Raw genomic sequence first — 13,290 nt, 5'->3', positions numbered from 1 at the left:
GGGGTGGCGATCAGATGGGGGGCCAGGGGACGGCGGGCCAGTCTTTGGACGGGAGGGGGTGCAGGCCGGTGTCGAGGAGCCTGCGGACCCGCGCCCACGTGGCCTCCACCTCGGGAAGGGTCAGCAGCTCGCGGAGGCGGCGGCCGAGGGCGCCCCGCTCCAGGTCGCGTTCGAGGCGGGTCAGGACGTTCATGGCCTCGCGCGGCAGCGGCTTGCCGCGCCACTGCCACAGGACGGTGCGGAGCTTGTCCTCCACCGAGAAGGAGACGCCGTGGTCGACGCCGTAGACGTGGCCGTCGACGAGCGGCAGCAGGTGGCCGCCCTTGCGGTCGGCGTTGTTGACCACGGCGTCGAAGACCGCCATCCTCCGCAGCGAGGGCTGGCGGCTGCGGATCAGCGCCATCAGGTCGACGTCGGGGTCGGTGTCGATCCAGAGCTGGCACATGCCGGGCCCGAAGGGGCCGTCGCGGTAGACGGTGGGCGGCACGATGCGCCATCCCGTCACGGCGGAGACCTCGTAGGCGGCGACCTCACGGGCGGCGAGGGTGCCGTCGGGGAAGTCCCAGAGCGGTCGCTCGCCGCGCACGGGCTTGTACACGCAGGCGGTCGAGAGGGTGCCGAGGCTGACCGAGCAGTAGAGCGTCATGTTGGTCGCCTCGATGAGGCGACCGGCCACCTCCAGCCGGCCGTCACGGAGCAGACGGAGGGCGGTCTCGTCGTCCAGCCCCGGAGCGGGGGTCGCGCTCAGCGTCGGCTCGCTCTCGGCGCTCATTCGCCTCCTCCAGCCGACGTGACGTCGCCGCCCCGGTAACCGTTGAGCCGTACGCAGATGTGCCCCTCCGGGTCGAGGGGCTGGCCGCAGAGCGGGCAGGGCGGGCGCCCCGCCGCGACGAGCGCCAGGGCCCGCTTGGTGAAGGCCCTCGCCGCGCCGGGGCTGATGTGCACGCGCAGCACCGTGGGCTCGGCCACCGGCGAGTCGTCCGCCTCCTCGTCCTCGACCACGACCTCCTGCGCCTCGATGATCACTTGGGCGGCGTCGGCGTCCCAGGCCAGGGCCATCGTGCCGACGCGGAAGTCCTCGCTGATCGGCACGTCGAGCGGGGCGTTGTCGGTCAGCGAGGCCGGGGCGACGGCGGGCACCGGGACCGTGCCGCCGCTGCGCCGCAGCACCTCGTCGAGCAGCTCGTCGAGGCGGTCGGCGAGCGCGGCCACCTGGAACTTCTCAAGCCCGACGGTCGTCAGCCTGCCCTGTCCTCGGGCCTGCAGGAAGAACGCTCGTGAACCCGGTTGCCCCACGGCACCGGCCACGAACCTCTCGGGTGGGTCGTAGTCGAAGACCGGCATAGCCTGACCTTACGTGGTCCCGGATCCGCCGCCGACCGCGGCATCGCTCACGGTGAGGTTTTCTCCCCCGCCCGCGCTTTCCGAACCCTCCGCCGGACGCAATCCGGTCACATCTCCGCCCACGTCGTTGAGTCTGAGGACGAAGGGACGCAAGGGGGTGTAGCGAATGGCGGTGAGCGAGGCGGGATCAGCCGTTATCCGCTGGAACTGGTCCAGGTGGAGCCCCATGGCGTCGGCCACGATGGCCTTGATCACGTCTCCGTGGCTGCAGACGAGATAGACGGCCCCGGGCCCCAGGCGCTCGTTCCACTCCCTGACGGCCGCCACGGCCCGGTGCTGGACCTCGGGGAGGGACTCTCCCCCGGGAAACCTCACGGCGCTGGGATGCGCCTGTACGACGGGCCACAGGGGCTCCTTGACGAGCTCCGCGATCGGGCGTCCGGTCCAGTCTCCGTAGCGGCACTCGCCGAAGCGCTCGTCGGTCAGCACCTCGGTCGCCCGGCCCGCCGCGACGGCCTGCGCCGTCTCCTGGCAGCGCTCCAGCGGGCTGGCGACGATCGCGTCGAGCTCCAGGGATGCCAGCCGCGCGCCGAGCGCCTTGGCCTGAGCCCGTCCCGCGTCGTTGAGGTGGACGTCCGGGGTCCAGCCCGCGAGGACCGGACCGGTGAGGTGGGTGAGGCCGTGTCTGGCCAGCAACAAGGTCGTCACGCGGGCAAGTCTTGCAGTCCTCGCTCCACTCCTTTTAAGGGACCGGGCGGTAATCTGGCCGGATCATGGAGCAGCGCTATGTGGGCCGGAGCGGCTTGTCGGTGTCCCGCCTGGGACTGGGGACGATGACATGGGGACGCGACACCGGTGCCGAGGAGGCGGCGGCGCAGCTCCGCACCTTCGCCGAGGCGGGCGGCACGCTCATCGACACCGCCGACGTCTACGCGGGCGGTGACGCCGAGCGGCTGCTCGGCCGCCTGATGCGCGACTCGGTGCCGCGCTCGGAGCTTGTGCTGTCGACCAAGGCGGTGCTCACCCCCGCGGGGCGCAGGCCCCGCGACGCCTCTAGGAGGCACCTGATCTCCGCCATCGACGCCTCGCTGACCCGCCTGGGCGTCAACGAGGTCGACCTGTGGCAGCTGCACGCCTTCGATCCGGACGTCCCGCTGGAGGAGACCCTGGCCGCCGTGGACGCCATCGTGTCCTCGGGGCGGGCCGCCTACGCCGGGGTCTGCGACTACACGGGCTGGCAGCTCGCGGCGGCGGCCGTCGGGCAGCGGGCGGTGCCCGGCCGGGTGCCGATCGTCGCCGCCCAGGTCGAGTACTCGCTCCTGGCCAGGGACGCCGAGCGGGAGCTGATCACCGCCGCCGAGTACGTCGGCGCGGGGGTGCTCGCCTGGTCTCCGCTCGGGCGCGGGGTCCTCACCGGCAAGTACCGCACCGGCATCCCCGCCGACTCCCGCGCCGCGACCCCGCACTTCGCCGACTTCGTCAAGCCCTACCTGGACGAGCGGTGCCGCCGGGTCGTGGAGTCGGTGACGACCGCGGCCGAGGGGCTCGGCGTCTCCCCCCTGGCGGTCGCCCTGTCATGGGTGCGCGACCAGCCCGGGGTGTCCGCCGCCATCGTCGGGGCCCGCACCCACGCGCAGCTGGCCGGGGTGCTGCAGGCCGAGGACCTCACGCTGCCGGTGGAGATCCGGGAGGCCCTCGACGACGTCTCGGCCGACTGAACCGGCGGTTTCCGGCCGGGAGGCGAAGCTGCCGGGAGCAGAACAAGAAAACGTCTCGCGTATCACTACTCGATACCGAATCGCGACTTTCCGTGGAAAAACCGGGCCTCCCCACAAAACTGTCAAACGGGTGCCGGGAGGGGGCACTCGGGCGCCGTCCGGATGCCGCGGCCGGCGTCCGGACGGGGGGAGGGAGCAGAGTGCGAACCGCGTTGTCCGCAGGTGTGCTGGCGCTGGCGCTGGGCGGTGGTGTGCCCGCGCTCGTGGCGATCCCCGCGGGCGCCGCGCCCCGGGCGGGCGCCGCCCCCCGGGTGATCGCCGCCCCCCGGGCGGGCGCCGTCACGCAGGCGGAGGTCGCGCACGGCGCCGCGCTCGCCGGCGCGGCGCGGGGCACCGGAACGCGGAACGGCACCGCGGCGCGCGGCGGCACCGTGCGGGACGACTGCGGGAAAGACGGACTGCTCGGCACGGTCACCGGCGCCGCCTGCAAGGCCGTGGGCGGCATCGTGGACAACGTGGCCGACCACCTGAGCGGTGCGGTGAACCGGCTCACGACCGGCACGGAACCGGCCGGCGCGGACGCTCCCGGCACCACCGCCACGGCGCCCCGCGACGGTGCCGGCGAAGACGACGGGAACGGGACGGCCGCCGAGCCGTCGCCGGACCCCACCGCCCCGTCCGGCACGGAGAGGACATCGGGCGACGGCCTGCTGCCCAAGGTCGTGGACGGGCTCTGCGCGCCCCTGGTGTCCTCCGCCGCGTGCGCGGAGTCGCCGGAGCCGTCCGCCCCCCGGGAGGACGCCCGGCCCGGCAGCTCGCCGAGCCCCGGACCGTCGCGGACCCGCAGGCCCGGTCCGGTGCACCGGGACGCGACGCCGCCGCTCAGCGATCCGTCCCCATCGGTGCCCCCGACGCCGGACCGGCCGTCGCAGACCGGGGTGGCGGAGACCCGCACACTCACGCCGGAGACCCGCACGTTCACGACCGGCGGGAACGGTCCAGTGGTCTCCGAGCCCTCCCCGCTGATCGACGCCGAAGCGCCCCGGGTGGAGCTGCTGTGGCCGGCCCCGCTTCTGGAGGAACTGCAGAAACAGATGCCCGACCGGCGGCCGGTGACGCCCAGCCGGTCGTCCGGGGGGCCGGGCACCGTCCTCACCACCGCGCTGCTCATCGCCGCGATCCTCGCGGTCCGCCTGCTGTACGGCAGGCGGGAGGAGCAGGAGTCGATCCCGTTCGAGCCGGTCCCGCCCAAGCACCACCGGGTGGCGTAGCCGCACGGGCGCCCGCGGAGGCGTCCACGGACGCGCGACCGGCCGACCGGCCAGGACGCGTTCGACGAGGAGTCGTCTGCCATGAACGGTCAGGCGGGCATTACGGTGGGACACAAAGACCTCCGTGTGTGGTGTGGAGCCTAGACACCTCCACCACATCGGAGGTCTTCGCTATTGATCAAGTCCTGCTGTCAACAACGTTCATGGTCAATACAGCTAGATCGCTGATGTGATATTTGGGTTAGTGATCGTAGGCGATCAGGGATCGTTTCACGGGTGCGTCGATGGTCCAGTTGTGCCAGATGACGGCGTTGAGGGCGAGGATACGCTGGCTGATGCGTGCCCAGAGGCCGTCGGTGTGGCGGGCGTTGTGGCGTTCGAGGCCGAGTTGGTTCTTCAGCGTCCAGATGATCGCTTCGATGCGCTGGCGGAGCCAGCCGGGGAAGGGCAGGGCGGGTCCGGGCTCGTCTTCGCGGGCTGGCCGGATCAGCGGGTGGCCCAGGTCGGCGGCGGCTTTCTCGATGCCGGCGCCGGCGAATCCCTTGTCGCACACGATCGGGCACGGCCCGGGTGCGATCGGGGTGACGTGCAGCAGGTGCAGGGCCTGCTTGCGTTCGTCGAGGTCCTTGGGGCAGGCCAGGCTGAAGGCGGTCACCGCGCCGTCGGCGGTGGTGATGAGCATCAGCTTGGCGCCCCAGTAGAAGGCGTGGTGGGACTTGTCCATGCCGTATCCGGCGATCTCGCCCAGGCTGGAGCGGTTGACCGTCACCCGTGAGGCGCCGCATCGGACCGGGGTGCCGTCCATCAGGCGCAGCGGTTCGTGCCAGGTGGGGATCTGGCGGGCGATCCACAAGGCCGCCGCCGACATCTGCGGGCCCAGATCGCGCAGCTGCCGGTTGTAGACGGCCTGGGAGGGCAGCCGCGGGAACAGATGACCGATCCGGGCCGCCGCGATCCGCAGCCAGTAGCGCTCCTGATCGCAGCGCAGCAGCACCTGAGCCACCGCCACGACCACCGCCTCGGCGGGGGTCAGCACCGGGGGCCGGCCCCGTCCGCGAGGCCGTGCCCGCGAAGGCATCACGTGATCGTCCAGATACACATAGAGTGCGATCAGAAGGGCGTCCAAGTCTGTCTTCACACGCCGACCATGGACGCCCTTCGTCATGCCCGCAGCCGATCACCGAATTTCACATCAGCGATCTAGGCGCCGATGGCGTGGACGCCGCCGTCAACGTGGACGATCTCGCCCGTCGTGGCCGGGAACCAGTCGGACAGCAGGGCGACGCACGCCTTGGCCGCCGGGATCGGGTCGTTGATGTCCCAGCCGATCGGGGCCTTCGCGGGCCAGCTCTCCTCGAACTCGCTGAAGCCCGGGATGCTCTTCGCGGCCATGGTCCTGATCGGCCCGGCGGCCACCAGGTTGACCCGGATGCCGTGCTTGCCGAGGTCGCGGGCCAGGTAGCGGGAGCACGACTCCAGGCCGGCCTTGGCCACGCCCATCCAGTCGTAGACCGGCCAGGCCTTGGTGGCGTCGAAGTCGAGGCCGACGATCGAGCCGCCCTCCTTCATCAGCGGGAGCGCGGCCACCGCGAGCGACTTGAACGAGTACGTGGAGATCTGGACGGCGGTCGCCACGTCCTCCCACGAGGTGTTCAGGAAGTTCCCGCCGAGGGCGGTCTGCGGCGCGAAGCCGATGGCGTGCACCACGCCGTCGAGGCCGTCCAGGTGCTCGCCGACCCGGTCGGCGAGGGAGTCGAGGTGCTCGGTGTCGGTGACGTCGAGCTCCAGCACCGGCGGCGGCTCGGGCAGCCGCCTGGCGATGCGCTCGACGAGGCTGAGCCGGCCGAACCCGGTGAGCACGACCTTCGCGCCCTCCTCCTGGGCCAGCTTGGCCACCGAGAAGGCGATGGAGGCGTCGGTCAGCACCCCGGTGACGAGGAGCCGCTTTCCTTCGAGGATTCCCATCAGTGCCCCATTCCCAGGCCGCCGTCGACGGGGATGACGGCCCCCGTGATGTAAGCGGCGTCTTCGCCGGCCAGGAACCTGACCACGCGTGCGATCTCCTCCGGGCTCGCGTAGCGGCCCAGGGGGATGTTCTTGCGGATCTGCTCCTGGTACGTCTCGTCCAGGGCGGCCGTCATGTCGGTCTCCACGAAGCCCGGGGCGACCACGTTGACGGTGATGCCGCGCGAGCCCAGCTCCCTGGCGGCCGACCGGGCGAAACCGATCAGGCCCGCCTTGGAGGCGGCGTAGTTGGTCTGCCCGGCGGAGCCCAGCATGGCCACCACGGAGGAGATCAGCACGATACGGCCGCGCTTGAGCCGCAGCATGCCCCGCGTGGCGCGCTTGGCGACCCGGTAGGCGCCGGTCAGGTTGGCGTCGATGACGTCGGTGAAGGTCTCCTCCTTCATCATCGGCAGCAGCGTGTCCTTGGTGATGCCCGCGTTGGACACGAGCACCTCGACCGGGCCGTGTTCGGCCTCGACCTTCCCGAACGCGGCGTCCACGTCGGCCGCGCTGGTCACGTCGCAGCGCACGCCGAACAGCCCCTCGGGGGGCTCGCCGGAACGGTAGGTCACGGCGACGGCGTCACCGGCCTTGGCGAGTTCGCGGGCGATCGCGAGGCCGATGCCGCGATTGCCGCCGGTTACGAGAACAGATCGAGCCATGATCTGACGCTATCGGCTACCGGGGGGTAAACCTCTTGTCCGGGAAGAACAAGATCACAGGGTTAGGATCGTTGACATGCGCCAGATCGATTCCGATTTCCTCGCCCTGCCGCTGCGCCGACTGGCGGACGCGGCCCTGCAACGCGCCCGCGACCTGGGCGCCGAGCACGCCGACTTCCGGCTGGAGCGAGTCCGTTCGGAGACCCTGCGCCTGTCCGACACCGCGCTTGAGGGGTCCATCGACGCCGACGTCCTGGGCTTCGCGGTGCGGGTGGTCAAGAACGGCGCCTGGGGCTTCGCGGCCGGCATCGAGCTGACCGCGGAGGCGGCCGCCCGGGTCGCCGAGCAGGCGGTACGGGTGGCGGCCGTCTCCGCGGCGATCAACCGCGAGCCCGTCGAGCTGGCGCCCGAGCCGGTCCACGCCGACGTCACCTGGGTCTCCTCCTACGAGGTCGACCCGTTCGACGTGCCGGCACGCGCCAAGGTCGCCCTGCTCGCCGACTGGTCGGGCGAGTTGCTGAAGGACCCCCGTGTCGACCACGTGCAGGCCTCGCTCCGGCAGGTCAAGGAGCAGAAGTTCTACGCCGACGCGGCGGGCACCGTCACCACTCAGCAGCGGGTCCGGGTCCACCCCGCGCTGGAGGCCATGAAGGTCCTCGACGGCCGCTTCGACTCGTTGCGGACGCTCGCCCCGCCCACCGGCCGGGGGTACGAATACCTCACCGGCACCGGCTGGGACTTCCCCGGGGAACTGGAGCGCATCCCCGAACTGCTGGCGGAGAAGCTCCGGGCCCCCTCGGTCGAGGCCGGGCGGTACGACCTGGTGATCGACCCGTCCAACCTGTGGCTGACGATCCACGAGTCCATCGGGCACGCCACCGAGCTGGACCGGGCCCTGGGCTACGAGGCGGCCTACGCCGGCACGAGTTTCGCCACCTTCGACCGGCTCGGCAAGCTGATGTACGGCTCGCAGGTGATGAACGTGGTCGGCGACCGCACGACGGAGCACGGCCTGGCCACGATCGGCTACGACGACGAGGGCGTGGCGACCAGGGAGTTCGACATCGTCTCCGACGGCGTGCTGGTCGGCTACCAGCTCGACCGGCGGATGGCCCTGCTGAAGGGCCTGGGCGCGTCCAACGGCTGCGCCTTCGCCGACTCCCCCGGCCACACGCCGATCCAGCGCATGGCCAACGTCTCGCTGCGGCCGGCGCCCGACGGACCCACCACCGAGCAGCTGATCTCCGAGGTCGACCGCGGCATCTACATCGTGGGCGACAAGAGCTGGTCCATCGACATGCAGCGCTACAACTTCCAGTTCACCGGGCAGCGCTTCTACCGGATCGAGAACGGCAGGCTCGCCGGGCAGCTGCGCGACGTCGCCTACCAGGCCACGACCACCGACTTCTGGCGGTCGATGGCGGCGGTCGGCGGCCCGCAGACGTACGTGCTGGGCGGGGCGTTCAACTGCGGCAAGGGCCAGCCGGGGCAGGTCGCCCCGGTCAGCCACGGCTGCCCGAGCGCGCTCTTCCGCGGCGTGCGCGTCCTGAACACCGTCCAGGAGAACGGCAGTTGAGCGCGTACGGCGGGCGCGATGACGGAGACGGCGGCACGGCGAGCGCCTCGGCGGGCCGGCAGGAGAGGAGCGGGATGACCCCTCAGGAGATGATCGAGAAGGCACTCGGCCTGTCCACGGCCGACGACACCGTCGTGATCGTGGACGAGGAGTCGAGCGCCAACCTGCGGTTCGCGGGCAACACCCTGACCACCAACGGCGTGTCCCGCTCCGCGCGGATCACCGTGATCTCGGTCGCGGGCCGGGGCGTGGGCGTGGTGTCGCGGTCGGCGGTCCGCCCCGACCAGCTGGAGGACATCGTCGCCGCGGCCGACCACGCGGCGGAGGACGCCCAGCCCTCCGAGGACGCCCGGCCGCTGCTGGACGGCGGGCACTCCGGCGACTGGGACGCCCCGGCGGACGCCACCTCGATCGAGGTGTTCGGCTCCTTCGCCCCCGCGCTCGGTGAGGCCTTCGCCGCGGCCGAGGCGGGCGGGCGCAGGCTGTACGGCTTCGCCGAGCACACGGTCACCACGACCTTCGTGGGCGCCTCGACCGGCACCCGGCTGCGGCACACCCAGCCCACCGGCCGCCTGGAGCTCAACGCCAAGTCGCCGGACATGAAGCGCTCGGCCTGGACCGGCGTGGCCACCCGCGACTTCTCGGACGTCGACGTGGCGGCCCTGGACTCCCTGCTGGCCCGGCGCCTGGAGTGGGCGAAGAACCGGATCGACCTGCCCGCGGGCCGGTACGAGACGCTGCTGCCGCCGACCGCCGTGGCGGACCTGATGATCTACCTGTACTGGACCGCCGGCGCCCGCGACGCCATGGAGGGCCGCACGGTCTTCTCCAAGCCGGGCGGCGGCACCCGCGTCGGGGAGACGCTGTCCCCGTTCCCGGTGCGGCTGTACAGCGATCCGGCGGCGCCCGGCATCGAGTGCGCCCCCTTCGTGGTGGCGCACGCCTCCAGGCGGGAGAGCTCTGTGTTCGACAACGGCCTGCCGCTGGCGTCCACCGACTGGATCACCGGTGGCGCGCTGGCCAACCTCCTGCAGACCCGGTACTCATCGGAGCTGACCGCGCTGCCGGTGACCCCGCAGATCGACAACCTGATCATGCAGGGCCCCGAGGGGGGCCGGTCGCTGGAGGAGATGATCGCCTCCACCGAGCGCGGGCTGCTGCTCACCTGCCTGTGGTACATCCGGGAGGTCGACCCGCAGACGCTGCTGCTGACCGGACTGACCCGCGACGGCGTCTACCTGGTGGAGAACGGCGAGGTCGTGGGCGAGGTGAACAACTTCCGCTTCAACGAGAGCCCGGTCGACCTGCTGCGCCGCCTCACCGAGGTCGGGGCCGCCGAGCAGACCCTGCCGCGCGAGTGGAACGACTACTTCACCCGCACGGTCATGCCCCCGATCCGGGTACCCGACTTCAACATGTCGACGGTCAGCCAGGCCAGCTAGACCCCGGGGCCGGGTGCCCGCCGTCGCTTTCGCGGGCACCCGTACGCCACGGCCCCGCGGGAGGGGTGCCCGCGGGGCCGGCCGGGGCGGGCGAGGCGGTCCCGGGGAGGAGAGCCCCGGGAGGAGGGGAGACGGGCGCGGGGGGAGGTCACTCGTCCTCCAGGCGGAACCCGATCTTCATGCCGACCTGGAAGTGGCCGACCTCCCCGTCCACGATGTGCCCTCTGACCTCGGTCACCTCGAACCAGTCGAGGTGGCGCAGGGTCCGGGCGGCGCGGCGCACCCCGTTGCGGATGGCGGCCTCGACGCTCTCCCCCGATGTGCCGACGATGTCTGTCACCCGGTACGTTCGATCTGTCATCCCATCGTCCTTCCCGGAAAGACGTGATCACATGACGGTTCGCACCCGCCTGATGCGAGGTCTAGATTGGGAACCGTGAGGGGATGGCGCAAGCGCCCGGTGGTCCATCAGGTGACGGACGCCCAGCCCTCCCTGACCGAGGACATCGGCAGGCGCGAGAAGAACTACCTGATCAAGATGGGTATCCGGCTCGTCTGCCTGATCCTCGCCTTCACCGTGCCCGCCCCGCTGCCCGTACGGCTGTTGCTGTTCGCCGGTGCCATCTTTTTGCCATACGTTGCCGTGATCGGGGCGAACGCGCCCTCGCGCGGGGCTCCGTCGAACTTCGACATGGAAGATTCCGGGCAGAGCGAGATTCCACGCCACCGACGCGAGATCGGGTCGTGACTAAGTCTTGACGCATCCCAAGGGTTGGAGGTGTACGCTTTAGCCAAGTGCCCTGGTCCCCCGTCGGGGCACTGGTGCCGGCGTTCCGGGCCCCCGTCGGAACGCCGATGAAGCGACGCCGGGTGGTTTGCCCCCGTAACCACCCGGCGTCGCCCTTTTCCCAGACTTCCGTCACCGGCTCCGGCTTCTGCCGTCGAGCCGGGCGATCCCACGCTCCGCGCGTGCCGCGCCGGGCCGGACGCGAACGGGGCCCGACGCCGCGAACGATCGTCCCGAGCCGGGCGGGGGCACGCACGAAGCGCGGGGCCGACGCGGGGATCCCGCGCTCCGCGCGTCACCGCCCATCCTCATGGGCGGCCGCCGGTCCTCACGTGTCGCCGAGGGTCTCGGTGGTCGCCCGCTCCCAGTTGCGCGCCAGCGTGGTCAGCCGCTCCACGGCGTCCGGGGGCGCGGTGCCCGCGCCCTGAGCCAGACCCAGCAGGTACGCCGTCAGCGGGGCGGCCGGGCGGGCCACCCCGTGCGCGACCTCCTTGGTGAGGTCGAGCAGCTCGTCGCGGTCGACCAGCGCCGGGTCGATGCCCAGCTCCCGGCAGGCCAGCGCGGTCCACTCCGTCAGCACGTTCATCGTCACTCCTCGTATGCGGTCGCGCCCGCCCCTCGAGGCCCGGCGCCGCTCGTGGGACCCGGCTCTCCGCTCCGGGCCCGCTGTAGGTCGTCCATGGTGTCGCAATCGAACCACGGCCGTCCGGCCAGCTGAAAAGTCACCGGCGAGAGCGGGGCCAGCAGCCCGTGCAGTGACCGGCCCTCGTAGCGGGCGAGCGCCCCGGCCAGCACCTCCGTGCGCCAGACCCCCACCAGCCACTGCGGGCGGCCGTCGTCGTCGACGAGCACCGCCCCCGACCTCGGTACCCCGGCCTCCCCTGCCCCGCCGGGCACCGCTCCCGTCTCCGCTCCGGGCGCCGGCGCACCGGTTCCCGCCCCGGAGCGGGGGCCCGCGTCCGCGACGGCCAGCAGGGCCGACACGTGCTCGGGGGTCAGGAACGGCAGGTCGGCGGCGAGCAGGACCACCCAGGGCGCCGTCACCTCGGCCAGCCCGGCCCGCAGCGCCGGGACCGGACCCGCCCCGGGCGGCTCCTCCCGCCGGAAGATCGCCCCCGGCAGGCCCGGCCGGGGCGGCCCGACCACGATGAGCCTCTCCGCGCCGGGCACGGCCGCGGCCACCGACTCCACCAGGGGGCGGCCCAGGACGCGCAGGCCGGGTTTGTCCCGGCCGCCGAGCCTGCGGGCGAGGCCGCCCGCCAGGATGCAGGCGTCGTGGCGCGGGATCATCCGCCGATGGCGGACATCGGGCGGGACGGCTGCAGGAAGGCCGGGTCGTCGATGCCGTGCCCCGCCTTCTTGATCCGCACCGCGGCCCGCCAGCGCTCGGCGAGCTCGTCGTCGCTCGCGCCCGAGCGCATCGCGGCCCTCAGGTCGGACTCGTCGGTGGCGAACAGGCAGTTGCGGACCTGCCCGTCGGCGGTGAGCCGCACCCGGTCGCAGGCACCGCAGAAGGGCCGGGTGACCGACCCGATGACGCCGACCCTGGCCGGTCCCCCGTCGACGAGGAACAGCTCGGCCGGGGCGCTGCCGCGTTCCACCGGATCGTCCTCGGTGAGGTCGAAGGCGGCCTGGAGCGTGGCGAGGATCTCGTCGGCCGTGATCATGTTCTCCCGGCGCCAGCCGTGCTGGGCGTCCAGCGGCATCTGCTCGATGAACCGCAGCTCGTAGCCATGGTCGAGGCAGTAGCGCAGCAGCGGCACGGCCTCGTGCTCGTTGACCCCGCGCATCAGCACCGTGTTGACCTTGACCGGGCGCAGCCCGGCGGCCTCGGCCGCCGCCAGGCCCGCCAGCACGTCGGGCAGCCGGTCGCGGTGCGCGAGCCTGACGAACGTCTCCCGGTCGAGGGTGTCGAGGGAGACGTTGACGCGGTGCAGGCCGGCCGCGGCCAGGGGGGCGGCCAGGCGGTTCAGCCCGATGCCGTTGGTGGTCAGCGAGACCTGCGGGGTGGGGCGCAGCGCGGCGGTGCGGGCCACGATGTCGACGAGCTCGCGGCGGAGCAGGGGCTCACCGCCGGTGTAGCGGACCTCGGTGACGCCCAGCCGCTCCACCGCGATGGTCACCAGGCGGACGATCTCGTCGGCGGTCAGCAGCTCGGGTTTGGGGAGCCAATCCAGCCCTTCGGGAGGCATGCAATAGGAACACCGCAGGTTGCAGCGGTCCGTAAGGGACACCCGCAGATCAGTCGCCACACGGCCGAACGAATCCCGCAGCACAGGGCGTCGCCTCCCGCTCCGTCGCCTACCCGAACAGGGGGCCAGCCTACGGCCAGCCCCCCACCCGGCCCAACAAAGGCCTCATCCGCTCACAACATCGTCACTGAACCATTGATTCCTCCATAGATCACCTGAATCCACATAATCGGCCGTGTTCCTGTTGGTCCCTCTCCGAGCCGGGATCGGCCTTGTTCCGGCTCGGCCGGA

At 72.0% G+C, this 13,290-nt stretch carries 15 protein-coding genes; 5 read left to right on the top strand and 10 right to left on the bottom strand.

Annotated features, from left to right (window positions below):
- Positions 1-10: 10 nt before the first annotated feature.
- The 3 genes from ABD841_RS34070 to ABD841_RS34060 are packed head-to-tail and all read right to left on the bottom strand — an operon-like array spanning position 11 to position 2,052.
- The gene (locus ABD841_RS34070; RefSeq protein WP_344980404.1) at positions 11-772 is read right to left on the bottom strand and encodes an SCO1664 family protein; all 762 of its coding nucleotides are present in this window, start codon (positions 770-772) and stop codon (positions 11-13) included.
- A complete protein-coding gene (locus tag ABD841_RS34065; protein ID WP_344980402.1) occupies positions 769-1,344 on the bottom strand; it encodes a DUF3090 domain-containing protein in 576 nt (191 codons plus the stop codon). The genes ABD841_RS34070 and ABD841_RS34065 overlap by 4 nt, the downstream gene beginning before the upstream one ends.
- A gap of 9 nt (positions 1,345-1,353) precedes the next feature.
- The gene (locus ABD841_RS34060; protein WP_344980400.1) at positions 1,354-2,052 is read right to left on the bottom strand and encodes a histidine phosphatase family protein; all 699 of its coding nucleotides are present in this window, start codon (positions 2,050-2,052) and stop codon (positions 1,354-1,356) included.
- 65 nt (positions 2,053-2,117) lie between these two features.
- On the opposite strand from ABD841_RS34060, the gene ABD841_RS34055 reads away from it, so the two are divergent.
- Together ABD841_RS34055 and ABD841_RS34050 are read left to right on the top strand one after the other, a co-directional pair.
- Positions 2,118-3,062: an aldo/keto reductase gene (locus tag ABD841_RS34055; RefSeq protein ID WP_344980398.1), complete on the top strand. Its 945-nt coding sequence runs from the start codon at positions 2,118-2,120 to the stop codon at positions 3,060-3,062.
- 200 nt (positions 3,063-3,262) lie between these two features.
- Positions 3,263-4,333 carry a hypothetical protein gene (locus ABD841_RS34050; protein ID WP_344980396.1) on the top strand — a complete coding sequence of 357 codons (1,071 nt, stop codon included), beginning with the start codon at positions 3,263-3,265 and terminating at the stop codon, positions 4,331-4,333.
- A 241-nt stretch (positions 4,334-4,574) separates the two neighbouring features.
- Here ABD841_RS34050 and ABD841_RS34040 read toward each other — a convergent pair whose 3' ends face one another.
- The 3 genes from ABD841_RS34040 to ABD841_RS34030 all read right to left on the bottom strand — a co-directional run bounded on the left by ABD841_RS34040 (position 4,575) and on the right by ABD841_RS34030 (position 7,002).
- Positions 4,575-5,471: a transposase gene (locus ABD841_RS34040; RefSeq protein WP_168022228.1), complete on the bottom strand. Its 897-nt coding sequence runs from the start codon at positions 5,469-5,471 to the stop codon at positions 4,575-4,577.
- A gap of 62 nt (positions 5,472-5,533) precedes the next feature.
- On the bottom strand, positions 5,534-6,298 hold the full coding sequence (gene fabI, locus ABD841_RS34035; RefSeq protein WP_344980393.1) for an enoyl-ACP reductase FabI: 765 nt from the start codon (positions 6,296-6,298) through the stop codon (positions 5,534-5,536).
- Entirely contained in the window at positions 6,298-7,002 is a 705-nt protein-coding gene (locus ABD841_RS34030) for a beta-ketoacyl-ACP reductase (RefSeq protein WP_344980391.1), read from the bottom strand. The genes fabI and ABD841_RS34030 overlap by 1 nt, the downstream gene beginning before the upstream one ends.
- A 76-nt stretch (positions 7,003-7,078) precedes the next feature.
- Here ABD841_RS34030 and ABD841_RS34025 point away from each other — a divergent pair, with 76 nt between their 5' ends.
- Positions 7,079-8,578 (top strand): TldD/PmbA family protein, encoded by a 1,500-nt coding sequence (locus ABD841_RS34025; RefSeq protein WP_344980389.1) that lies wholly within the window; start codon positions 7,079-7,081, stop codon positions 8,576-8,578.
- Between the two features lie 74 nt (positions 8,579-8,652).
- Positions 8,653-10,020 (top strand): metallopeptidase TldD-related protein, encoded by a 1,368-nt coding sequence (locus tag ABD841_RS34020; RefSeq protein ID WP_344980387.1) that lies wholly within the window; start codon positions 8,653-8,655, stop codon positions 10,018-10,020.
- 148 nt (positions 10,021-10,168) lie between these two features.
- Here the strand turns inward: ABD841_RS34020 and ABD841_RS34015 are convergent, their stop codons facing one another.
- Positions 10,169-10,381 (bottom strand): dodecin, encoded by a 213-nt coding sequence (locus tag ABD841_RS34015; protein WP_344980386.1) that lies wholly within the window; start codon positions 10,379-10,381, stop codon positions 10,169-10,171.
- A gap of 75 nt (positions 10,382-10,456) precedes the next feature.
- On the opposite strand from ABD841_RS34015, the gene ABD841_RS34010 reads away from it, so the two are divergent.
- Complete coding sequence (locus ABD841_RS34010) at positions 10,457-10,768, top strand: DUF3099 domain-containing protein (RefSeq protein ID WP_344980384.1); 312 nt, start codon at positions 10,457-10,459, stop codon at positions 10,766-10,768.
- 367 nt (positions 10,769-11,135) lie between these two features.
- Here the strand turns inward: ABD841_RS34010 and ABD841_RS34005 are convergent, their stop codons facing one another.
- From ABD841_RS34005 to moaA, 3 genes are read right to left on the bottom strand one after another with little or no spacing between them, the layout of a single operon-like run.
- Complete coding sequence (locus ABD841_RS34005; RefSeq protein ID WP_344980382.1) at positions 11,136-11,393, bottom strand: DUF6457 domain-containing protein; 258 nt, start codon at positions 11,391-11,393, stop codon at positions 11,136-11,138.
- A 2-nt stretch (positions 11,394-11,395) separates the two neighbouring features.
- Positions 11,396-12,097, bottom strand: coding sequence for a molybdenum cofactor guanylyltransferase (mobA, locus tag ABD841_RS34000; RefSeq protein ID WP_344980380.1), 702 nt, complete (start codon positions 12,095-12,097; stop codon positions 11,396-11,398).
- A complete protein-coding gene (gene moaA, locus ABD841_RS33995; protein WP_344980378.1) occupies positions 12,094-13,083 on the bottom strand; it encodes a GTP 3',8-cyclase MoaA in 990 nt (329 codons plus the stop codon). The genes mobA and moaA overlap by 4 nt, the downstream gene beginning before the upstream one ends.
- Positions 13,084-13,290: the final 207 nt, after the last annotated feature.

The sequence above is a fragment of the Streptosporangium fragile genome, from assembly GCF_039534445.1.
Taxonomy (GTDB): domain Bacteria; phylum Actinomycetota; class Actinomycetes; order Streptosporangiales; family Streptosporangiaceae; genus Streptosporangium; species Streptosporangium fragile.
The sequence above is the reverse complement of the archived record's forward strand: the minus strand, read 5'-3'. Positions and strand labels throughout refer to the sequence as shown.

Coding starts and splice junctions, on each gene's coding strand:
- ABD841_RS34070 (WP_344980404.1), bottom strand. CDS start 772: ATGAGCGCCGAGAGCGAGCCGACGCTGAGCGCGACCCCCGCTCCGGGG.
- ABD841_RS34065 (WP_344980402.1), bottom strand. CDS start 1,344: ATGCCGGTCTTCGACTACGACCCACCCGAGAGGTTCGTGGCCGGTGCC.
- ABD841_RS34055 (WP_344980398.1), top strand. CDS start 2,118: ATGGAGCAGCGCTATGTGGGCCGGAGCGGCTTGTCGGTGTCCCGCCTG.
- fabI (WP_344980393.1), bottom strand. CDS start 6,298: ATGGGAATCCTCGAAGGAAAGCGGCTCCTCGTCACCGGGGTGCTGACC.
- ABD841_RS34030 (WP_344980391.1), bottom strand. CDS start 7,002: ATGGCTCGATCTGTTCTCGTAACCGGCGGCAATCGCGGCATCGGCCTC.
- ABD841_RS34025 (WP_344980389.1), top strand. CDS start 7,079: ATGCGCCAGATCGATTCCGATTTCCTCGCCCTGCCGCTGCGCCGACTG.
- ABD841_RS34020 (WP_344980387.1), top strand. CDS start 8,653: ATGACCCCTCAGGAGATGATCGAGAAGGCACTCGGCCTGTCCACGGCC.
- ABD841_RS34015 (WP_344980386.1), bottom strand. CDS start 10,381: ATGACAGATCGAACGTACCGGGTGACAGACATCGTCGGCACATCGGGG.
- ABD841_RS34005 (WP_344980382.1), bottom strand. CDS start 11,393: ATGAACGTGCTGACGGAGTGGACCGCGCTGGCCTGCCGGGAGCTGGGC.
- mobA (WP_344980380.1), bottom strand. CDS start 12,097: ATGATCCCGCGCCACGACGCCTGCATCCTGGCGGGCGGCCTCGCCCGC.